Annotated in this window: 17 protein-coding genes; 11 read left to right on the top strand and 6 right to left on the bottom strand. The window is 43.8% G+C overall.

Going from position 1 to position 21,591, the window contains the following annotated elements:
• Positions 1-25: 25 nt before the first annotated feature.
• Positions 26-565, bottom strand: coding sequence for an OmpH family outer membrane protein (locus tag R8G66_27265; protein ID MDW3196102.1), 540 nt, complete (start codon positions 563-565; stop codon positions 26-28).
• Positions 566-806: 241 nt separating this feature from the next.
• Here R8G66_27265 and R8G66_27270 point away from each other — a divergent pair, with 241 nt between their 5' ends.
• Positions 807-2,168: a cytochrome ubiquinol oxidase subunit I gene (locus R8G66_27270; protein MDW3196103.1), complete on the top strand. Its 1,362-nt coding sequence runs from the start codon at positions 807-809 to the stop codon at positions 2,166-2,168.
• Entirely contained in the window at positions 2,149-3,231 is a 1,083-nt protein-coding gene (gene cydB, locus R8G66_27275) for a cytochrome d ubiquinol oxidase subunit II (GenBank protein ID MDW3196104.1), read from the top strand. The genes R8G66_27270 and cydB overlap by 20 nt, the downstream gene beginning before the upstream one ends.
• A 2-nt stretch (positions 3,232-3,233) precedes the next feature.
• Here the strand turns inward: cydB and R8G66_27280 are convergent, their stop codons facing one another.
• From R8G66_27280 to R8G66_27290, 3 genes are read right to left on the bottom strand one after another with little or no spacing between them, the layout of a single operon-like run.
• Entirely contained in the window at positions 3,234-4,115 is an 882-nt protein-coding gene (locus R8G66_27280; protein ID MDW3196105.1) for a polysaccharide deacetylase family protein, read from the bottom strand.
• Positions 4,116-4,166: 51 nt separating this feature from the next.
• Positions 4,167-5,054 carry a hypothetical protein gene (locus tag R8G66_27285; GenBank protein MDW3196106.1) on the bottom strand — a complete coding sequence of 296 codons (888 nt, stop codon included), beginning with the start codon at positions 5,052-5,054 and terminating at the stop codon, positions 4,167-4,169.
• A gap of 51 nt (positions 5,055-5,105) precedes the next feature.
• On the bottom strand, positions 5,106-5,516 hold the full coding sequence (locus tag R8G66_27290; GenBank protein ID MDW3196107.1) for a hypothetical protein: 411 nt from the start codon (positions 5,514-5,516) through the stop codon (positions 5,106-5,108).
• A 221-nt stretch (positions 5,517-5,737) separates the two neighbouring features.
• On the opposite strand from R8G66_27290, the gene R8G66_27295 reads away from it, so the two are divergent.
• On the top strand, positions 5,738-6,982 hold the full coding sequence (locus R8G66_27295; GenBank protein ID MDW3196108.1) for a paraquat-inducible protein A: 1,245 nt from the start codon (positions 5,738-5,740) through the stop codon (positions 6,980-6,982).
• Between the two features lie 256 nt (positions 6,983-7,238).
• On the opposite strand, the gene R8G66_27300 is transcribed toward R8G66_27295, so the two are convergent.
• Positions 7,239-7,982, bottom strand: a complete 744-nt coding sequence (locus R8G66_27300) for a hypothetical protein (GenBank protein MDW3196109.1) — start codon at positions 7,980-7,982, stop codon at positions 7,239-7,241.
• Positions 7,983-8,062: 80 nt separating this feature from the next.
• Between R8G66_27300 and R8G66_27305 the strand changes: the two genes are divergently transcribed.
• The 5 genes from R8G66_27305 (at position 8,063) to R8G66_27325 (ending at position 16,134) form a co-directional block, all read left to right on the top strand.
• Positions 8,063-8,665, top strand: a complete 603-nt coding sequence (locus R8G66_27305; GenBank protein ID MDW3196110.1) for a TetR/AcrR family transcriptional regulator — start codon at positions 8,063-8,065, stop codon at positions 8,663-8,665.
• A gap of 190 nt (positions 8,666-8,855) precedes the next feature.
• Positions 8,856-10,205 carry a TolC family protein gene (locus R8G66_27310; GenBank protein MDW3196111.1) on the top strand — a complete coding sequence of 450 codons (1,350 nt, stop codon included), beginning with the start codon at positions 8,856-8,858 and terminating at the stop codon, positions 10,203-10,205.
• Positions 10,206-10,235: 30 nt separating this feature from the next.
• Complete coding sequence (locus tag R8G66_27315) at positions 10,236-11,270, top strand: efflux RND transporter periplasmic adaptor subunit (protein MDW3196112.1); 1,035 nt, start codon at positions 10,236-10,238, stop codon at positions 11,268-11,270.
• Between the two features lie 24 nt (positions 11,271-11,294).
• Entirely contained in the window at positions 11,295-14,342 is a 3,048-nt protein-coding gene (locus R8G66_27320; GenBank protein MDW3196113.1) for an efflux RND transporter permease subunit, read from the top strand.
• A gap of 523 nt (positions 14,343-14,865) precedes the next feature.
• The gene (locus R8G66_27325) at positions 14,866-16,134 is read left to right on the top strand and encodes a M14 family metallopeptidase (GenBank protein MDW3196114.1); all 1,269 of its coding nucleotides are present in this window, start codon (positions 14,866-14,868) and stop codon (positions 16,132-16,134) included.
• 475 nt (positions 16,135-16,609) lie between these two features.
• Here R8G66_27325 and R8G66_27330 read toward each other — a convergent pair whose 3' ends face one another.
• Positions 16,610-17,188: a superoxide dismutase family protein gene (locus R8G66_27330; GenBank protein ID MDW3196115.1), complete on the bottom strand. Its 579-nt coding sequence runs from the start codon at positions 17,186-17,188 to the stop codon at positions 16,610-16,612.
• Positions 17,189-17,371: 183 nt separating this feature from the next.
• Here R8G66_27330 and R8G66_27335 point away from each other — a divergent pair, with 183 nt between their 5' ends.
• From R8G66_27335 to R8G66_27345, 3 genes are all read left to right on the top strand, one after another.
• Entirely contained in the window at positions 17,372-18,454 is a 1,083-nt protein-coding gene (locus R8G66_27335) for a BamA/TamA family outer membrane protein (GenBank protein MDW3196116.1), read from the top strand.
• Between the two features lie 14 nt (positions 18,455-18,468).
• Positions 18,469-19,980, top strand: a complete 1,512-nt coding sequence (locus R8G66_27340) for a hypothetical protein (GenBank protein MDW3196117.1) — start codon at positions 18,469-18,471, stop codon at positions 19,978-19,980.
• 74 nt (positions 19,981-20,054) lie between these two features.
• On the top strand, positions 20,055-21,566 hold the full coding sequence (locus R8G66_27345) for a hypothetical protein (protein MDW3196118.1): 1,512 nt from the start codon (positions 20,055-20,057) through the stop codon (positions 21,564-21,566).
• Positions 21,567-21,591 lie beyond the last annotated feature (25 nt).

Raw genomic sequence — 21,591 nt, forward strand, 5'->3', positions numbered from 1 at the left:
CTTTTATTGCGCGTTAACGCTCCAATTATTTTGTATTCAATATACCAATCACGTCATTGGTGATATCCATATATTCTTTTGCATATACGATGTTTCCATTACCGGAAGCACCAAGCACCATATCATAACCCTGCTGCTCAGCATACTCATTGATCAATCCATTGACCTCTGCCAACACTTTCTGAGTCATCTGTAAATCTTCTTGCTGAGATTGTTGCTGAATTGCCTGCTGATAATCAACCAGTTGTTTCCTTTTGGTCTCAATCAATTGCTTAGAAAGTTCCGCTTCTTTCGCTGTTAATTGGGCTTTCGATCCTTCGAAATCATCCACAGCTCGTTTGAATTCAGCGGTCAAGGTATCGATATTGGCCTGCCATTGTAAGGTCTTTTGCTGAAAAGCTTCGCGAGCGAACTTCATACCGTTGTAATTTTCAATCAAACGATTAGAATCCACAAAAGCTATTTTTGATCGAGTAGCGTGGGAATAGGCAATCCAACCGACGACTATAGCGATCACCATAAAATTCAAAACCTTAATCTGCAGAAGAGATTTGTTGTTGCTCATGATTTAGAATGTTTTGCTTTAAGTTGTTAGTTATTTCAAGATCAATATTAATTGACTTCATTCTTCTTTCAAAATTTTATTTCCATTAACAGCTCTTTGTTGCATTCATTACCAGATTCTGCAAAAACTAGCGATAAATCTTCGACCTCAACCCCTGATTTCCGTTCATTTATTGGAACGATTCAACATCCTGAGCGACCTTTGTCATCAGCAAAATCGCACACTTCAAAACCTGCTGTCTATGGAAGACATGATCTTATACGATCGCTTGCAATTTGCCTTCACCATCACATTCCATTACCTGTTTCCTCAACTGACCATGGGGTTGTCTTTATTGATCCTGATCATGAAGTCAATCGCATTGAAAAGAGATGATCATAAGTATCATCAAGCGGCGAGGTTCTGGATCAAGATCTTTGCCATCAACTTTGTGATGGGCGTGGTGACCGGTATACCAATGGAGTTTCAATTTGGGACCAACTGGGCAAAATTCTCGGAACTGACCGGTAGTGTGGTAGGTCAGACGCTGGCCATGGAAGGTATGTTTTCTTTCTTCCTGGAAAGTGCTTTCATTGGTCTGATGCTCTTTGGAGAAAAGAAAATCCCCCAATGGCTTCATTGGACTGCTTGCTTCTGCGTATTCCTGGGTTCCTGGCTTAGTGGATTCTTCATCATCGCGACACATGCCTGGATGCAAAATCCGGTGGGCTATATCATTGATGAAAGTGGTAAGGTCATGTTGACCAGCTTTTCGGCGCTGTTTAAAAATCCATGGTTGTACTGGGAATATGCACACAATATGATCGCCTCTCTGGTCACTTCTTCCTTTGTAGTAGCGGGAATCGGAGCGTTTTATCTTTTGATGAAGAAACATGAGGAATTCGGAAAGTTATTCCTGAAAATTGGAGTGATCAGCGGGCTTATCGCTTCCTTTTTAGTGGCCTTCCCCACCGGTGATCAGCAAGCCAAGAATGTCGCCAATTTCCAGCCTTCGACGCTGGCTGCTATGGAAGGGCTTTTTGAATCGGAAGAAGGGGCAGGCATCGTACTGATTGGGCAACCCAACATGGAAATGAAGCGGATCGACAATCCAATTCATATTCCCTATGTGTTGAGCTTGATCACCTATACGCGTTTTCAGGCTGAGGTCAAGGGCATGAATGAATACCCGGAGAAAGAACTGCCAACCAACATTCCATTGCTTTACTATTCCTTTCATGTGATGGTTGGGCTAGGCACACTTTTCATCGGACTGATGGCAGCGGCGGCCTTCTTTTTGTATCGCAAAAAATTATTTGAAATGCGCTGGTTGTTATGGCTCATCATGGCATTCCTACCTCTTCCATACATTGCCAACACGGCAGGTTGGATGACCGCTGAATTGGGTCGTCAACCCTATCTGGTTTATAAGATACTACGAACTGCCGAAGGCGCTTCACCTACGGTTTCTGCAGGAAATACCTTGTTTACTTTTCTTGGCTTTATCGGACTTTACTTTTTACTTGGGCTACTATTCTTATTGCTTGTAGGAAGAATTATCAACCTCGGACCGGCACCTGTTTCTCAACCTAAATCACAAAACGATGGAGACCACCTGGCTTAGTATTTTGACCTTCATGTTCGTCATGTACGCCATCCTGGATGGTTTTGATTTTGGCGCTGGGATTCTGGCTTTGTTCATTGCGCGTGATGAAAAAGAAGGCATGCTCATCCGACGCAGTATTGGGCCATTTTGGGATGGCAATGAAGTATGGCTGGTCGCCGGTGGTGCATTGATGTTTATGGCCTTCCCTACCTTGTATGCTTCTTTTTTCAGCGGATTCTATTTACCACTGATGCTCGTATTATGGTTGATCATGGGCCGGGCAATCAGTCTTGAACTGAGGAATCAAATCGATCACCCGATGTGGAAGTCGTTTTGGGATCGTTTATTCGGACTATCCAGCTTATTGCTTGCATTGATCTTTGGTATTGCCTTTGGGAATATACTTAGAGGCGTCAATCTGGGAGGAGTAACTGATGGCACATCCGTTTACGAAGCACATTACTTCTTCGCTCCATTCTGGACAACCTTCTTCCCGGGAGAAGACGTAGGCGTCATCGATATTTTTACTTTGCTCGTAGGACTGATCGCGACCTTGACATTTGCATTGCATGGTGGCAATTGGGTACTACTCAAAATTGAAGACAATTACCTGTCTGACCGGATCAAGAAAGCCAATGTGATCCTATCAGTCGCAGTGCTGGCGTTGATGGTCATCTCTTTCAACCTGATCCCGGATATTCAACCCAGAATTGCGAACCGCCTGACGGAAAAATGGCCGCTCTTGTTCATTCCATTGGTAAGTTTGGTGGCTCTGATCGCCAATACGCAATTCCAAAAAAAGGACAAAACTTTTGCTGCCTTCATTTGTAGCAGCCTTTTCATTGGTGGGATGTTCGTCACGGCAATAGCAGGACTATTTCCATCGCTGCTTCCCAGCACGAATAACATCAATCCTGATATCACGATTTATTCCGCTTCTACTTCCGAGTATGGCATGAATGTAGCCATTGTCTGGTGGGTCCTTGGCATCGTTCTGATCACCGGATACACGGTAATGATCCACTGGATCTATCGGGGCAAACTAGCGAAAGGGACAGAAACGTACACGCACTTTCACTAATCTCAGCGAGTTAGTTCATAAATGTAAGATGGCGTTTTAGGGTCATCTTCAAAAAATGATCCCCCTTTCCCTCGGCTGATTGCGATCTGATCGATCCAGGAAATGCCCCAATCTCCAAATCGAGTGATTCGTTCTTGATAGATTGGATCTTTCAAGGCCTCTTCCTGAGAAATGAAGGTATAACCCCCTGCTCGATACATCGCTATGAGTTCATCCAGATACTCCGCATTGAGGGCATTGGCATGCAACAACAAGATGTGGTTCACTGGACGATCAAATAATTTCATGGCCTGACGATCAAAATAGACGGCTTTCTCTTTCATGTACTGAACATAATCTGTGCCGATTCTGACCATGAGTGTTTCATCTCTTTTTTTCATGGCCCGACTGTAGGCAAAAGCGAAGAGATATTCCTCATTGTCCATAGTCACCGGAGCTTGTTTATAACCATGGTGTTCAAGGAAGATTTTCAGAGAATCAGCATGCCCTTCTCGCAATCCCATCCTTAAGTAAGGGTGTCTGAAAAACTTCAATTCTTTGTCATATGCTTTGACCAAGTGGCGAGTGATTTTTTCCCCTCCAAGGACATCCTCGGTAAACTCCTCAAAAGTGGTCCGATGATAATTTTTGTGACTAAACGTGTGATTTCCGACATCAAGACCATTCGCCAACCAGTGACGTAGCAATTTCACTTGAAAGGAATCCAGGACACCTTCCTTGTATAGCTTCCCTTCATTGATGTAGCCAATGGCCGGAACACCTTCGGAAGTCAGGGTCTTCACCAAACCATCCATGATTTTCCATTGATCATCAGCACTCCGAAAACTGTATGGCACCGTCGGAAGGTCATCAATAGAAATGCAAATCTTTTTCGATTGAGACATTGCCAAAAAGCTCACGATAAGCATTAAAAAATATAAAGCCTTTCTCATCAGTTACTTGGCTCTATAGTTTTCGATGATGGCAGCATCCACCCAGTAAATGTCCCTATTGCTGGAAAAGAACAAGTATTTACCATCGTAGGTAACAAACGGACAAAACTGGTGTCCCAGATCATTTATCGGTTCACCCATATTTACCGGGTTGGTCCATTCTCCATTGTTTTGAAAGGTGATGTACAAATCTCCGCGTCCCAGACCTGCTGGGTTTTCGCCAGAAAAGATCACATATGATTCATCAGGTGCTACAAAGACATCTCCTTCATAGTACTCGGAATTGAAAGGCATTTTCCGGGCTTTTTGAAATTTTCCATTCTTGAATTCCGATTTATAAATATCAAAATCGTTACCTCTATCAGAAGGTGCGGCTTTGTTAGAGGCGAAATACATGGCACCGGATTCCGTAAAGGAGATGTAATATTCATTACTCTTTTCCGTATTGATCATTGGACCAGCATTGATCGGACTTGACCAGGATTCACCAGCTCGTTCAACATACCAAATGTCATAGTCGCCAGGATTGTCTGTTTCCGTCTGTGTGGAAATAAAATAGAGCTTGTCTTCGTCTACGGAGAGCATTGGGTCATTGTAACCAAAGGCCTCATGGGCGAGGATCACCTCAGGCTCGGTCCATTTGCCATTCAACAAACGCATGTATTTCGTCTCCCCTCTTCCATTGACACTCACTGAATAGAAAAACTCTTCTCCATCGCGTGAAAAAGTAGAACCAAATTCATATTCCAGGGGCAAGGAAATTAAACCAGGAGCAAACTTTTCGGGAGTTTTCCCGGGTGGTTTCTGACCCAGGTATTTTTGATCGGATTGGGCCTGAATCGCCACAAAAAACAACATACAAATGGCAGTGGTGAGGTATCTGAAAGTCATCTTGTCCATCTTTTGATTTAAAGATAACATACCTCCGCACCTTAAAGAAGGTTACTTATCCTCATTTTCTAAGATTGACTTCAGCTCATGCTCTGGGTAAAACGAAGCTCGTTCTACATAAAGATGAAGTTCATCTGTTTCCGAGGCCGGATACAAAGATTGCTCGTGAACAAAATGTTTCCCTGGACCAAATAAGGGCGGATAAACAACCATAAGTTCAGAACCGATTTTTCGGCCTTCACGGCGGAATTCAGCAATGACAACCACTCCAGTATAGTATGTGCTTTTAGCTTTATTAGAGAGTTTGAAACTAGTGGAAGTAAAGTCATCATTGACATCAATTTCAGAAATCAAAATCGATTGAACAGGATTCTCGTTTCCCATGACTTGATCTGTTGATTCTGTGCAGGCATAGACCCAAAAGGTTAACGCCAGTAGCGCTAAATTTCTAAATAATACCATGATACGTTTTTACCCAAGAACGCTCGGCAAAACCAATCTTACATGGATCAGGTCCCAAAAAATGTTAATTGCATCAAAAGGAGGCGCCCGTAAGACGTCTTTTATCATCATTGTAACAAAACAGGATCATTTTCGTCAACCCAAGACAATACCTCTTTTGGTCAGCGTCGATCCTTCCGGTATTTTAGACGATTAATTTAGAAATGCTTCAGCCCAGGAATATGCAAATCAGAATAGCAGTCCTCTCTTTACTGTCTTTCATCCTCATGTTTAGTCTGTTGACGCTGTATTATCATGAAAAGGAACGAAGAGCCATCAAAGAGGACCTGATTGAGCTGTCCAATTCCAAATACGGCTTGTTCAATGTGGATGAATGGAAAGACATTCTTACTGATGTGCTTTCCAAAAAAGTGGAGGAAATTGATTTCTCTGGTGACAACAAGGAGGTGATGAAAAAAGAGATCGAAGGCTTCCTGCATGAGGCCATCGATGCGATGGAAAAACAGTACGCCCCAAAGAAGCCGAAAGGGTTACTAGGCATGCTTCAAAGCTCGGCACTATCCGCATTCAACGTGTTCGGACAGGTACGAGACCGGGTACCGGAATTTGCTGATGAGATCCTTAAATTTTTAGAACGACCTGAAAATCGGGAAAACCTGCAAGGTTACATTCGTGACGTGATTGACAAATATGTTGAAGATACGTTCAATCAGGTAGATTATTCTCGTAGAGATGCCATCCTGGCCAAATATGATCATACCGAGGTTGATGCAGCCAAAGCTGAATTGACCATCTTTTTGGAAGCCAATCAAGAAGTTTCTGCACCCTATAAAGGCTTGCTTTACTTTCTGGTCGCAGCCATGGCCTTCTACATGCTCTACTACAAACAAGTTTCAAAAGTGGAGATCATGATTGCGCTGGGCACAAGTGTATTTCTATTGGTTGCAGGGGTCCTGCTTCCCATGATCGATATCGACGCACGCATCTCATCCTTCGACTTTATCATGCTTGGAGAAACCATTTCTTTCAATGATCAGGTGCTCTATTTCAAAAGCAAAAGCATACTGGAGGTGGTCCGATTAATGATCACTCAAGGCAAGGCAGACATTGTAGCGGTTGGAATTCTGGTATTGGCCTTCAGTGTGCTATTCCCGCTGACCAAAGTGATTTGCTCATTCCTGATGCTGAATGTTAAAAAGCTGCAAACCAATGCCGTTGTAAAGTTCTTCGTTTTCAAGTCCGGAAAGTGGTCCATGGCCGATGTGATGGTGGTCGCCATCTTCATGTCTTATATTGGCTTTGCCAGCATCCTCACCGATCAGTTAAAGCAACTGGAAGGATCAGGAACTTTCAACATGTTGACAACCAATGATTCTACCTTAAACACTGGCTTCTTTCTGTTCACCGCTTTTGTGATAATGAGTCTGGTATTGTCACAAGCAATACAACGGAGGGTGGAGGTTTGATCATGTTATCCATGTAAAGGATTATTATGTTGTAAGTATTCGGCAAAATCCTAAATCATAAAGAAAAGTGCGATTATTGAATCTGTCTGAAGATTTTTCCTGAATCTTAAATTTACCCCAACCCTAAAGGGGGAAATAGAAACCATCCCTTCAGGGAATTCAAGGGTGATTTTTGTAGTTTTTTTATCATTCTGAAAAATCTTCCAATCACTAGTAATTTTATGTAAAGAATTTCCCATTTTCTATACACATACGATTAACGATCAATGACCTCAATTAGCTGGAACTGCAGGGTCTGATTTGCGTAATTATTAACTGTCATTTTCACAAATCCATAATCCTCATGGAACCAGAAGTTATGGAAGGATGTCCCATAAGGAGCTGTAGCAATACTGCTCACCTCCCATGCAGTCATTACTCCAAAAGGAATTTCAACGTGCTCGTGAGCAAGTACTTCGTACCGATGATTGACGGTTGAATGGCCCCATACTCCCCAGCCTTCACCAATGTTCAATGAACCTCCCCAGATCTTGCCTATTGACAAAGGAAAAGTGACCTCCGGAAAGGGTGCCACTTCTGTAAAGTCATATTGATTACTCCGGAATGGATGTATCCAGAACCGATCTTCATTCTCTATGATTCCAGTAGTGGTTTTTTTAGTCCAATAGGACAAATCAGGATTTAGACTATAGGATTGCAGCCTACCAATATCCTCAGTCTCATATTGATATTGAATCACTATCTCATCTTGCCTATCCGGTTGATATTCCCATCCTCTCCCGGAAACATCAACCTGAATCAATTCATCAGAAAGCAGATTATACTCATGATCCCAATAACGAGCTTTATAAATGAATGTCCGGCACGGTTTGAATATCAGCCGCCGATTACTGTTGGGAATATCAGGGGTTTCAACGCAAGGCACCTCTTCAAACGTCGCCTTTTCGTCCTGGCAAGACAAAAGCATCATACTCATAAGAAAGATCCAATTGATTTTCATAAGGCAATGAAAATAAAAATTCAATGGTAGTGAAACCTTTTTCACTAAACAGTGTTTAGTAAGTGTAAAATGTTTAGTAAGTGGGTATAACCGAACGAAAAGAACGAGAAAAACTGGAGCTCAAAGAGAAGATCATTGCTGCGGCAACGGAACTCTTCCTGGAGCAAGGTTTCGAACGTGCCAGCATTCGGATGATCGCCGACAAGATTGAATACAGCCCTGCGACCATATACCTGCATTTCAAGGACAAGAATGAATTGTTCGCGACGATCAGTGAACGAGCCTTTTCTTTGTTTTTCGAATACTTTTCGGCGGTAACATCCATTGAAAATCCCATGAAGCGATTAAAAGAACTGGGTAAACAATACTTAAAATTTGCTTCAGAGCATCCAGGATATTACGATTTGATGTTTGTAAACCGCGCTCCGATGGAACATGAAGACCAACAATGGTCTGGCGAAAGAAGTCATGACATCCTGATCAATACGGTACAGCATTGTATGGATCAAGGTCACTTTAAGGGGCATGATTTACATCCTCTGTCACTGGCGATTTGGTCCGCTGTTCATGGCCTTGCCTCACTTAAACTTAGAAAAAGGCTCAGCATGTATGAAGGGGAAAATGTAGACCTGCTATTGGAAAAAGCATTGGGCTCATTGAACGGAATGTTAGACCCGGATTAAAAAATTTTGACAATCACTAAACACTGTTAAGTAAAATATAGATGTACAGTAATCAGCATTCAACTTCACGATTCACAGGGCTTCAAACACGATTGAAGGGGAAGATTTTAGGCTTCACCCAGGTTGTGCTTTCGAACAAAGCCCCCTACTCGTTTGATTTACTAATCAAGAAACTTAATTCCTGACCGAAATGAACGTTCTCAAATGCTTCGGGCTCATGATCTTCTGGCTGACTTCTTCAGTCGCAGAGGCACAATCCGTATTGGACCAATACATTGCCGAAGGACTCCAAAATAATCAGCAGCTATTACAAGAATCGCTGGCGGTAACCTCCAGTCAATTGGCTCTTTCTGAATCCAAAGGTTTGTTCCTGCCCACAGTGAACTTACAATCAGATTATACGCTGGCGGACGGTGGCCGAACCATCAATTTCCCTATTGGGGATCTGCTCAATCCAGTTTACAGCACGCTCAACCAAATGACGGGAACGGACCAATTCCCAACCATTGAAAATGTGAATGAGCAGTTCTTTCCCAACAACTTTCACGACACAAAGATCCGGGTGATACAACCACTGTTCAACTCGGACATTTATTACAATCAGAAGGCGCAACAGCAGCTGCTTAAAGCTTCCGAAGCGAAAAAAGCCGCCTATGAAGAGGAGTTGAAAAAGGAAATCAAGGTGGCTTATTACAACTACTGGCAAGCAGTTGAGGCAGTTCGTATCTACGAATCCAATCAGGAACTACTGGAAGCACTGGTTGATTTCAACCAAAAGCGGCACCGTGAAGATCAGGTGACCCTCGATGAAATCTATAGAGCACAATTTGAATTAGCACAACTGCAAGCAGACCTATCCGCAGCACAAGCTGATGAAGCAATTGCCAAAGCCTATTTCAATTTTCTATTGAACAAAGATCATGATGCGGCCATTGAAGAAGATCCTGCTTTGACTATCGGCTCCTTGATCTCCTCAGACAACCTGGTTTCTTATGAAGATGCTTTGCAAAGACGTCAGGAATTGAATCAAATTCAGTTTGCACAAGAAGCACAATTTCAGGCCATTCGATTGGCACAAGGCACCCGACTACCTCAGGTCAACGCGGTTTTTGATATGGGATATCAGGGAGAAGATTATCGCTTCGGTTCTGAAGAAAATTACTGGTTGCTCAACCTTGGCTTCTCCTGGAGCATTTTCAAAGGCTTTCGTGCTAAACGTCAGGTCGAGCAGGCCAAAGTATCCCTGGACATCATCGAAAGCCAGGAACAACAACTCCGCCGACAAATTGCGCTGGAAGTGACCCGTGCGAACAGTACTTTGGTCGCTGCCAAGAAACAATACCAATCGCAGGAACTCGCGCAAAAAAGTGCGGATAAAAGCTTCGACATCATGTCCAGCAAATACCGGGAATCACAAGCCTTACTGGTCCAATACCTGGATGCCAGATCAGTAGCACTCACTTCCCGATTGCAGCTCAACTTATCAAAATATCGATTACTGGCTAGCAAAGCCCAATTAGACCGGGCATTGGCCTATTAAAACCTGGTCAAGACCTTCAATTTCATCCATATGAAAAAGTTATTTATCCTTTCCTTCGTCATCTTGCTTGCAGCCTGTAAGCAGGATTATGTGAAGAATCCAAAAGTCATACCGACCACCAAAAAAGCGAAGGTGGTCCAATTAAAGCAAAGTACAGATCCGCTTCCGGTATTTGCTTCCGGTAAAATCAAATCGCTGGAAAGCATCAAACTGTCTTTCAAAACCGGAGGGATCATCAATTCACTTCGGGTTCGCGAAGGCCAGTACGTCAAAAAAGGCCAGGTCATCGCAACGCTGGACTTATCTGAAATCGATGCACAAGTCCGACAGGCACAAGCCAATGTCGACAAACTGGAACGCGACCTGGGAAGGTTCCGTCGATTGTATGCGGATTCTGCCGCAACACTGCAAAGTGTCCAGGACATTGAAACGGGGTTGGACGTAGCTCAATCACAATTGAAGATTGCCGCTTTCAATCAGTCATACAGTAAAATCATTGCTCCCGTGGCTGGAGTGGTACAGCAAAAGATGGCGGAAGAGGGCGAATTGGTCAATCCGGGGCAACCTATCTTCACCATCGCCTCCCAGCAAGCAGGCATGAGCCTCACCGTGAGTCTGGCCGATCGTGATGTAGTGAAATTAAACTTAGGAGATCGAGCTACCCTGGCCATTGATGCCTATCAAGGCATGGAAGCAGAGGCCAGAGTAACTGAAATTGCTGCCGAAGGACATCCCAGAACTGGAACCTTTGAAGTCGAATTGACGGTTGAAAATTTCCCTTATGAATTGAAGAGTGGATTCTTTTCTAAGGCCACTATTTATCCTTCCGTTCAGCAAGCCTATTACAAAATTCCTATGCATGCAATCATCGAAGGCCTGGAAGAACAGGTAGCGATCTTCGTTCCAAAAGGTCAGACAACACAACGCATGCTGGTTACTCCGGATTACATTGGAGAAGACTATTTTACGACGGCCGTTTCAGCTTTCCCGCAAGCCACACCAAGTATCCTGACTGAAGGCGCTTCCTTCCTTCGAGAGGGTGAAGCTTTCGAAACACTCGACTAATCGCTGACCTAAGAATTAATTAACATGAAATTACCAGGATTAGCACTTAAGAATTACCAGTTCGTGATCATCGTGATCATGCTGGGGACCTTTCTAGGTATTTCCTCCCTGCGCACCATGCCCAGAAGTGAAGACCCGAATCCTTCTTTCCCTTTCTTCAACATTGCAGCCATATATCCTGGGACCAGCCCAGAAGACATGGAAGAACTGATTGCCGACCCACTGGAAGAAGTTCTCGATCAAATCGATGACATTACAAAGATTGAAACGGCCATCGAAGAGGGAGTCGTTGTGATCTCCATGGAAGGAGAATTCGGCATGGATGTCGAAGAAAAGCTTGATGAAATTGTGCGTGAAGTAAAAAGTGTCGAGCCAGATCTTCCAGACTTGTTTTCGCTTGACGTAACGAAATATGAGCCAAACACAAGGGTGAAAATTCAGGAACTTGCCATGGGTTCTCCCGAACGAAGCTTTGCCGAATTGGTGAATTGGGCGGAAGACCTGGAGCGTGAAATTGAGAAAGTAAAAGGCGTAGATGATGTAGAAACCCTGGCGTATCCAGATGAGATCATCAAAGTAACCCTGGATTTTCAGCGGCTTTCCGCTTTCAATATTTCTCTGGATCAGCTATTGCAGATATTGCAAACGGAAAATCTGAATATTCCTGCCGGTGATGTGGCTGCAGGTCAAAGATCCTTCAGCATTCAATCATCTGGTAGCTTCAAAAGCCTGGATCAAATCCGCGAAACGGTGATCGCTACTACTTCTGATCACCTGGTCCATCTTGGAGATGTAGCGGAAGTGAAATTTGATAATGCAGAAGACAATTGGATTGCCAAATACGAAGGGCGTCGGGCCATATTATTGACGGTTACCCAAAAATCAGGGAACAACCTCGTACAGGTAGGAGAAAACATCAATAGCACAATTGCTGCCTTCCAAACAAAATTACCTGAGGACGTTTTCCTCGAAACAGTCTTTGAACAAGCACCTGCCGTGCAAGGGCGGATCAATGAGTTTTTTGGCAACCTCCTGCAAGGAGTATTACTCGTCGGCCTGGTCATCTTGATTTTCCTTGGGTTCCGTCCATCGGTGATCATCATGACAGTGATTCCCCTGGCAATCATCATGGCCATAGGAATGTTAGACTTGTCAGGTTATGCTCTGCAACAAATTTCCATCGCCGCATTAGTTCTGGCTTTAGGGTTACTGGTAGACAATGGCATCGTAGTAGTTGAAAACATCCAACGATATCTTCAGATGGGGCATTCACTAAAGGATGCCGCCATCAAGGGGACCGGCGAAGTGGGATGGGCAGTGGTCAGTTCCACTGCCACTACTTTATTGGCTTTCTATCCATTGGCGTTGATGGAAAGTGGTCCTGGAGAGTTCCTGAGAACCTTGCCCCTCACCGTGATCTTTGCACTGATAGTTTCCCTTATCCTGGCTCTTACGCTTACACCACTGATGGGTGGAAAATTGCTTCGACAAAAGCAAGCAGAGAAAGGTTCGTGGTTCAAACGACAGCTTGATCTATTCATTGCCAAGGCGTACATGCCGTTGCTCAGAGCTTCTCTGAAACGAGGCTGGTTGGTTGTATTAATCGGCTTTCTAAGTCTTGTAGGTGCTATCATGTTGTTCCCAAGTGTAGGGGTAAGCTTTTTCCCGAATGCGGATAAACCGATGCTCCTAATCGAAGTAGATGCTCCTCGCGGAAGCAGTCTCGACCGTACGGCGAAGGGTGTCGGCTATGTGGAAAGTATCCTGGACACCACGGAGTTTGTCAGCAAGTATGTATCCAATACCGGGCATGGCAATCCCATGATCTACTACAACCGACCCAATGAGCGTTTCAAGAAATATCATGGACAGATCCTGGTCAATTTTGAGTCCTGGGATCCGGTGCAATTTTATCCAACCCTGGAAAATTTCAGACTAGCTTTCTCACAATATCCAGATTGTCGGATCACGTTCGCCGAATTGAAAAATGGCCCTCCTTTCGAAGCGCCGGTAGAGATCCGCATCATTGGAGATGACCTGGATGTGCTACGAACACTGTCTTTCGAAGTAGAGGAAATCATTGAGAATACACCCGGAACACTGGACATTGATAATCCTCTGAGTGTCAATAAAACGGATATCAAAATTGCCATCAATCGCGATAAAGCTGGTCTGGCTGCTGTATCCTTAGCATCCATTGATCGGGCTGCACGTGTTGGGGTAGATGGACTGACCATCGATGAGATTTCTATGAATAATGAAGAGTATGACCTACGAGTCCAAACCGGAGAGGCAGAAGCCAATTTGAGTAGCCTCAATAAGTTGTATCTGTCCAATCAATTTGGAGATCAGCTACCGATCCGACAAGTGGCCAATGTGGAGTTTACTCCGGCAATTTCTGAAATTTTACACTTCAATACCGACCGAAGTACGTCGGTTACTGCCAATGTGAAAGTAGCTGAGCAGGTGACGCAGATCACTGAGTCCATCATAGAAGAGTTAGAAAAAATGGAATTCCCGGAAGGATATTCCTACTACGTCGGTGGTGAGTATGAAGGCCAGCAAGATTCCTTTGGGGACCTGGGTACCTTATTGATCATTGCCATGATAGGAATTTTCGCGGTACTGGTATTGCAATTCCGCTCCTTCCAGCAACCGATGATTGTTTTTGCTGCGGTTCCTTTGGCCATCACGGGATCATTCGTTGCACTTTTTTTAACCGGCTGGTCCTTCTCCTTCTTTGCTTTCGTAGGGTTCATTAGCCTGGTGGGCATTGTTGTGAACAACTCGATCATCCTGGTAGATTTTGCCAATCAGCAAATACGGTCCGGTGTAGAGAAACTGGAAGCGATCAATATCGCCTGTCAGACCCGATTCACGCCGATCCTACTTACAACAACTACCACAATTTTGGGACTGGCTCCATTAACATTCTCGTCCTCAGGACTTTGGTCACCTTTGGGCTGGACCATCATCGGTGGCATGATCTCCTCGACTTTGTTGACCTTGTTGGTAATCCCAGTACTCTACAAGTGGTTTACAAATCCAATAAGGGTGATGGCGCAGGGGTAGCATCAAGTTTTGAACGATTCATTGAGATCCCCTCTTGGGACCTTATGCTGAATTGTGGGTTGGGATGAATTGACACGCTCATTCCAACCACCCCATTCCACAATGGTCAACTACCCTATCTCTCTATGCCTAACTACCCTATTCCTCTATGCCTAACTGGTTTATTCCTTTGTGCAGTAGACTTCACCATCTCACGCACTAACATAACTTAGGCCAGCAGGATGATGCGAATGGAGCGGTCTTACTTATTTAAAGCCTTATCCAATTCTATATCTATTGCCTCTCCTAAAAGTTGCGGTTAGCATTATTGACCATCACCGGAAGCATGATCTCCTCCACTTGATTAACCCTATTGGTGATCCTGGTACTTTATAAGTTGTTTTACGAATCCAAAAGGGTAATGGCTCAGGGATAGAATCAAGTATTGAACGATAACTTGAAATCCCCTCTTGAGAGGGGAAAAATAGTGGTCCATTTCACAGTTGTGATGAGTGCAATACCCAATTCCAACTAACTTAGTACCATGAGACTCTTACTTTCCTTCCTGCTTAGCACCTTCATTTTCATCAGTGCTTCCGCACAAAAACCTACTTTCCAGGGTCAGGCACCGGCGGAGGTTGTTCCTACAGACTCCAAACCGACCATCAAACAATGGAAAGGTACCTGGGAATTTGATGAGGGGCAGGTCTTATTCAGCAATGATTTTGATGGGGCACGATTAAATGGTGTTACCCAATCTGGGGAAGATCATTACACGATTTTGATCTCAGCAGAAAATATTCCGATCAATCCCAGCCCCTGGTATGCCTTCAAAGTCTGGTCCAAAACGCCTAAGACCATCAAGGTACTGTTCACGTACCAAAACTCCAGAAGCCGCTACTATCCGAAAATCAGTAAAGATGCGAATGCCCTGAATTGGGCGCCGCTGGACACGGCAAGATATGAACCGATCAACATGGGAGAAGGTGCTTTCGGAATGGGTGCGCAACCTGAGCAAATCCGGATCACACTGGACATTGATGAAAATCCAACCTGGATTGCGGCGCAGGAACTGACCACCTCAGGTCATGTGAAATCATGGATTGATGGCATTTGTCTGCATAAAGAGGCGAGCCAGGAAATCCTCGGAAAATCCAAAGAAGGAAGAGACATGCATGTGATGTCCATCGGAAAAGGTAAATCGGATAAGAGCCTTATGATCATTTCCCGGCAGCATCCACCCGAAGTGACTGGCTATCTGGCCATGAAATCATTTGTAGAAACCTTGATGGCCGATACACCAACAGCTAAAAAATTCCGGAAAAAATTCAACACGTATGTAGTACCCTTAATGAATCCTGATGGCGTGGACAATGGCCACTGGCGACATAACATGGGCGGTATTGACCTGAACCGTGACTGGTACAACTTCAATCAACCGGAAACGACGAACGTCAAAAACTTTCTTGACAAAAAATCGGATGCAGGTGATGAGTTTGTTTTTGGGATAGACTTCCATTCCACCTGGGACGACATCTACTATACGGTAGATTCCAGCTTTACGGACAACAAAGGAGGGATCATGTATGAATGGTTACTCCAGGTAGAAGCAGACCTACCTAATTACACCGCGAACATCAAACCATCGCAACGGATGGATCCTACGTTAGTTTCCAGAAATTTCTTCTTTAGAAACCATGATATGCCAGCACTGGTATTCGAACTGGGAGATAATACGGATAGAACTTTCCTGAATAGAAAAGGGGAGGTGGCAGCTATTAGGCTCATGGAGCTTTTGCTCCGAGATGAGTAAAGAGGATAAAATGTCTAACAGGGACTGGTTGAGACCCTTAAAAAAAATGGTTGATCCTAGAATTAGAATGTGCGGAATCGTCTTTCGCGCATGTGGAAGTATCTCCACAGGCTTTCGCCAAATTCGAATGCTACATCTCTAACCATGGACTCTATGTTGATCTTTTTCATATTCAATCTCATAACTTGGTTCTTCAAAGTACGACATAATGCCATTCCCGGAATTACAAATTGCGCTGAGCAGGAAGGATCAAAGATGAACGGGAATCTTACGAAATGAAAGAAACGGTAAATCTTAGAATTCAATAGCCGGCGCTTGTACGACCCGAGGAAGAGCACGATACAACTTTCAACAGACCCTGGTCAAAGGTCTCCTATCAAGATACGACAGCTATTGCACAATCCCAAGCGTTCACGGCGCATACACCCTCAAAAAATACAAGATTTGGTACTATTCTAAGAAGAGATTGTGAGTATCAGTCACGAAGTTCAATCCGTCCACAGGCAATTTTAGAATTGCCATCGTGATCATGCGCAGTAAGAATGAAGCACTCCGGACCAAAGTCTTCCCCACGCTCGTGGATCACCAACACCTTATTCAGTATGTCAGAATCCAGGCCAGTGTTCAGTGTCCAAAGGTCTGTACTTAACCTCAAATACCCGCGCCCCTGACTGTCTGTTGTAATGTTACCGATATCTCCGGCATATGATTTTCTCCAGGCAACACCAAGACTCTCTTCCGCACAAAAGCTCTTGGATGAATTTTGATTCCAATGTGCTCCCGGGTCTTCACAAGAACCATTGTGTAAATGAATCGCATGAGAGGTATTGGCCGTAAATCCATCCAATTCAATGGTCAGGGTGACCACATTACCTTCCGTAGCAGCACTTACCTGACCTTTATTCACAGAGGTCGTGATGTATTGATCATCTCCCAGTGCTTCAAGCGCATTCAGTTCACCTCCGGCTATTTCTCTTTCCACTGGACGATCGGCAGGATCAGGACAACCCATGAGGAACAAAACAAGAAACGCAAAAGGCCAAACGCTTTTCATATGCTTAAAATTAACACCATGCGGATTAAAACGCACGCGGTATGTTCTCTTTACCATACAACTTGACAAAAGGTTTCCCCCATTTGTTGACGAAAAGATGGACGGTATTAAATAGCCATGTCAAATTGAGCCAGTCGAAGTTGACCATTTCGACTTATCTTGTCGGTTGATCCAGACCTATTCGTGAAAGTTGTTTTAACCATTTGTTGTGTGCTCCTCTGTTTGGACGGCCTTGGCCAGGTCAAGGAAAAACCAGAAAAAAATGGCACCTGGATCGCGCTACCGGCAGTCAATTATTCACCGGAAAATGGACTAGGGTTTGGCGGCGCAACATTTCGTGTTTTCAAATTCAATCGAAAAGACACCATTTCAAGGTCTTCACAAATTGGGGGATTAGGCCTCTACACCACAAAAAATCAGGCCATCTTCTCGACCCGATATCAGTTTTTCACTTACGCAGAAAAGTTTTCTTTCTCAGGCCAGGTCCGATATGTAAAGTTCCCGGAGCTGTATTATGGTGTTGGACAAGACACCCCTAATTCCAATGAAGAACGGGTCTCTTATCAGTTTTTTAGATTTACCCAGCGTGTATTAAAGCAAGTCGTTCCGGGGCTATTCACCGGTGCCGAAATCCGATACTTTCATCGGTATGACCTGGACCTGACTGAAGGAGGGCTGCTCGAAACCACACAGGTGGCTGGCTACAATGGATCCAAAGTAGCCGGAATGGGACCGGTCTTTGTCCTAGACAAGCGCGACAACATCAACAATTGCTTTCGAGGGTATTACCTGCTGTTTTCCGCCTTTTTCCATGGCAAAGTGCTGGGTGGACAATTTCAATACACTAATTATCGCATCGACTTTCGGGATTATTTTCGCCCTTTCAAATCTCGAGACGATATTATCGCCTTTCAGTTTCTGGGCAATTTCATAGAAGGGACCGCCCCTTTTCGACAACTCTCTTTATTCGGTGGGAACTCCATCATGCGCGGATACTACTTTGGCCGATTCCGGGATCAGCATCTTTTGGCTGCGCAGGTCGAATATCGCATGCCGCTTTTTTGGAAAATTGGAGCAGCCGGATTCATCGGATATGGCAATGTACTCAACCGGCTGGACGAATTCCGCCTACAGGACCTCAAGCCTTCCTTTGGCGGGGGACTAAGGCTCAAGGTAGACGATAAGGAACGCCTCAATCTGCGCATCGACATGGGATTTGGAGAGGATACTTCCGGCTTCTATATTAGCGTGGCTGAAGCATTTTAGAATTAGCCAAGACAATGAAAAAGGCATTTTTATATGGCCTGTTTTTATCCTTCGGTTTATTTACTCTCGGGAGCGGAATTAGAGACGAAAACAATGTCTTGTCCGAGCAAGAAACAGCCGAATTGGAACTATTGTGCAGAGAAATATATGACAAGTACAAACTTGAGATCTATGTCTACCTGATCACTGAGGATAATAAACCAAGATACGTTCCAGCATCTGGAAGGGATACCTATTTGTACGCCTATCTTGACCTTTCAAAGCATGTCGTTCGTCTGGAGATGAGAAAAATTCCGAATGATCTTCAGGTGCTTCATCAACAAGTATTTTTTCAATGGATTGAGACCTATCTACGCGAAAACAGAAGTATCTACAAGGGATTGAAACAGACGTTAGTAGAAATCGAAAAAGCCTATTCCAGGAAAAAACTAATCAGAGATCAAGCGCTCGAACAAGCAACTATTGAAGCCGATGAATTCACCCGAAAAACAAGAATTCTGGTCAATTTTTTTGAAGCACTTTTCATCGTTTTTGTACTATTATTTACTCTTAAAGGATTTCGTTCGGGCAATCAATATGAAATAGTCGAGTATTATGGATTATCCCGATTAACTCCACTGGTCAAAGTTGGGGGAGGTATGGCATTCTTTATGCTGGCTTCTTTTTGGTTGGCGTGGGTAGTGCCTTATGAAGAACTCGCCATTGTCCTGGTTGGCCTTGCCTTCACCGCCTATCCATTGATGGTTGGACTTGGACTCCTGATCAAGATTCCCGAAGACATTCACACCATATCTAATCTTAAAAATCAAGACACCTCCTTATCGTTGGGTCAAACTGCTTTTCTAGGCCATCGGCGAACCCCAACAGAGTATTTGATGGAGTTCTCCTTTTACGAAGCAGTTTTCAATCGATCCATTGCTCTGTTGATATCTTCCTATGAACACATGCACAGAGAGGTGGTTGAATTTCACATTCAAAAAGGGGAACCCAAAAGTAAAATTGGACCTGATGCAGCCATATTTCTGGAAAAATCATCAACAGAGCCGAAGAAACTATCTACCTATCTCAAAGAAGTCTACAAAACCACTGGCCGTTTCAAAGCCTACCGGAAAGATGTACTGATCAAACCCTTGGTGGCTGCTGGATATATCAATAAGTGGGGTTGGGTGTTCAACGTTTTTATACTAACCGAGAAGGGCCAAACCTTCCAAAAGAAAATCAAGGAGAGGATCGCTCAACAAGAGAAGCTCATCAACCATGGATTAAATCGACCGGAAAACTTAGACAAGGTGCTTCTGAAATTGAATAAATATTGCCTACTGGTGATGGATTTTGAAAAACGTCTCACAGAACTTCATAATATGGTGGTGGAAACGGGACTGACCCAATTCGCCATGCAACAGCCAACGGGTATTTTATTTGATTATAGACTTTCCTTAAGAGCATTCAATTCTCAATTGAAAGCAGCCTATTTCTATCGATTGCCCTGGTCATGGAATGATCACGATGCCAATGAGGGTTACTAGTTCAAGCAATTTGATAGTATTGAACCGTACAAGTATATTCGTACCAAAACCAAACGACCTCAAAAAACAATTAAATGCAAAACCTACTTAGTATTCTGATCTTACTCTTCTTGCCCTTTGGATCGAGAAGCCAAAATGTTTCTGATCTGGACGGTATCCTATCTGAACAGGAGATCAAAAAATTGGAAGTCCGATGTTCGAAAATTCAAAGTGAACATGACATTATCCTGCAGTTGTATTTCTATAGCAATGCTTCGGATGAACCACAAAGTCCCAATGCCAACCAAAGTAGAACACCGCGGGTATTTGTGTCCATCAATCGTACGGACAATACTGTTGTAGTAAAAACGACCAGGCTCAATGATCCGCAAACCCGGCTTTTCGAAAATGTCTTTTTCCAATTCCTCAATGTTCCTTTGAAAGAAGGTGCTTCGATATTTCCAACGGTCGTAACAACATTGGATCAAGTCGAAAAGGAACTTTACCGAAGACACGATGCCCTGGAACAACGAAGAATTGAAGATGAACAATACGACAGTTTTGACCCCAGAGCGGTATTCCTCCTTTGGACATTTTTCTGGATCTTAGTCGTATTTGGTGTCTATTTTTTGATCAGATTGGCACGAATCAAAAACAAGCACGAGGCACGTTCCTTTTACGGAATTTCCAGATTGCCCATGTGGCTTACGATCGTATTGGGATTAGTCGTACTTATTGGAGGAAGTTACTTCATTATGGATTTCGTTGCCTATGGCGCAGGGTTTGCGAGATTCTTATTCTGGCTCGCATTTTTACCTATCCTGATCTTCCTCACCTTTTTGATCACGGTAATCATGGACTTACGTCACCTGGGTGAACATGATAGCGAGGAAGCCAACCTTACGTTGGGACAAATGCTTTGGTTAATTCGCCCTTCAGCCAATACCGAGCATTTGATGGAAGCCACTTTTTATGAACTCGTCATTCAAAACAAAATCAATCTGGAAACCGAATCAGAAGAAATACACCATCGACTGGTAAATGAATATTATGTGTCTCCTGGAGGGAACTTTGAACCGAAGCAAAACTTTCGAAAGGATGAAGCTTCCTTTTTTGAAGAATTATTGCAGGAAAAGGAGCAACTAGAGCCCTACTTGCATCGAATTTACAATTTGTACGGCAATTTTCTTACTTATCGAAAAGATGGAGTTCTCAGACAACTTTTCAGGTCGGGGCTACTCAGCAAAGTAGGTTATTTGCTGAATGCTCCGATGTTGACAGCCAAAGGAAAAGCATTGAAAGAGCAACTGTCAAAAGCTGAGCAAGAGCAAGCTCAACTCATTGCTTTAGGAATTCAATTCCCGGATGAGATTGGGACTATTTTGCCAAAGCTTACTCCTCAGGTTTTGTTGATCGAAGATTTTGAAAGACAGCTTACGCATTTTTACAATGCGCTTGTAGACATGGGCTTTTTAGATCAAGCATTGACTTTACCTATTGGCTTCTTATTCCATCCGGATTTTTCGTTAAGAACTTTCAACCTAAAACTTCGATCTGCTTATGCTTCTATGGTCGTGAGAGAAGGGTCCGATGACGATGGTGATTGAGAGATGACCTCTTTTTTGCCCTTGC

The sequence above is a fragment of the Cytophagales bacterium genome, assembly GCA_033344775.1.
Classification (GTDB): Bacteria; Bacteroidota; Bacteroidia; order Cytophagales; family Cyclobacteriaceae; genus JAWPMT01.

Coding starts and splice junctions, on each gene's coding strand:
- R8G66_27265 (MDW3196102.1), bottom strand. CDS start 565: ATGAGCAACAACAAATCTCTTCTGCAGATTAAGGTTTTGAATTTTATG.
- R8G66_27270 (MDW3196103.1), top strand. CDS start 807: ATGGAAGACATGATCTTATACGATCGCTTGCAATTTGCCTTCACCATC.
- cydB (MDW3196104.1), top strand. CDS start 2,149: ATGGAGACCACCTGGCTTAGTATTTTGACCTTCATGTTCGTCATGTAC.
- R8G66_27280 (MDW3196105.1), bottom strand. CDS start 4,115: ATGTCTCAATCGAAAAAGATTTGCATTTCTATTGATGACCTTCCGACG.
- R8G66_27285 (MDW3196106.1), bottom strand. CDS start 5,054: ATGACTTTCAGATACCTCACCACTGCCATTTGTATGTTGTTTTTTGTG.
- R8G66_27290 (MDW3196107.1), bottom strand. CDS start 5,516: ATGGTATTATTTAGAAATTTAGCGCTACTGGCGTTAACCTTTTGGGTC.
- R8G66_27295 (MDW3196108.1), top strand. CDS start 5,738: ATGCAAATCAGAATAGCAGTCCTCTCTTTACTGTCTTTCATCCTCATG.
- R8G66_27300 (MDW3196109.1), bottom strand. CDS start 7,982: ATGAAAATCAATTGGATCTTTCTTATGAGTATGATGCTTTTGTCTTGC.
- R8G66_27310 (MDW3196111.1), top strand. CDS start 8,856: ATGAACGTTCTCAAATGCTTCGGGCTCATGATCTTCTGGCTGACTTCT.
- R8G66_27315 (MDW3196112.1), top strand. CDS start 10,236: ATGAAAAAGTTATTTATCCTTTCCTTCGTCATCTTGCTTGCAGCCTGT.
- R8G66_27320 (MDW3196113.1), top strand. CDS start 11,295: ATGAAATTACCAGGATTAGCACTTAAGAATTACCAGTTCGTGATCATC.
- R8G66_27325 (MDW3196114.1), top strand. CDS start 14,866: ATGAGACTCTTACTTTCCTTCCTGCTTAGCACCTTCATTTTCATCAGT.
- R8G66_27330 (MDW3196115.1), bottom strand. CDS start 17,188: ATGAAAAGCGTTTGGCCTTTTGCGTTTCTTGTTTTGTTCCTCATGGGT.
- R8G66_27340 (MDW3196117.1), top strand. CDS start 18,469: ATGAAAAAGGCATTTTTATATGGCCTGTTTTTATCCTTCGGTTTATTT.
- R8G66_27345 (MDW3196118.1), top strand. CDS start 20,055: ATGCAAAACCTACTTAGTATTCTGATCTTACTCTTCTTGCCCTTTGGA.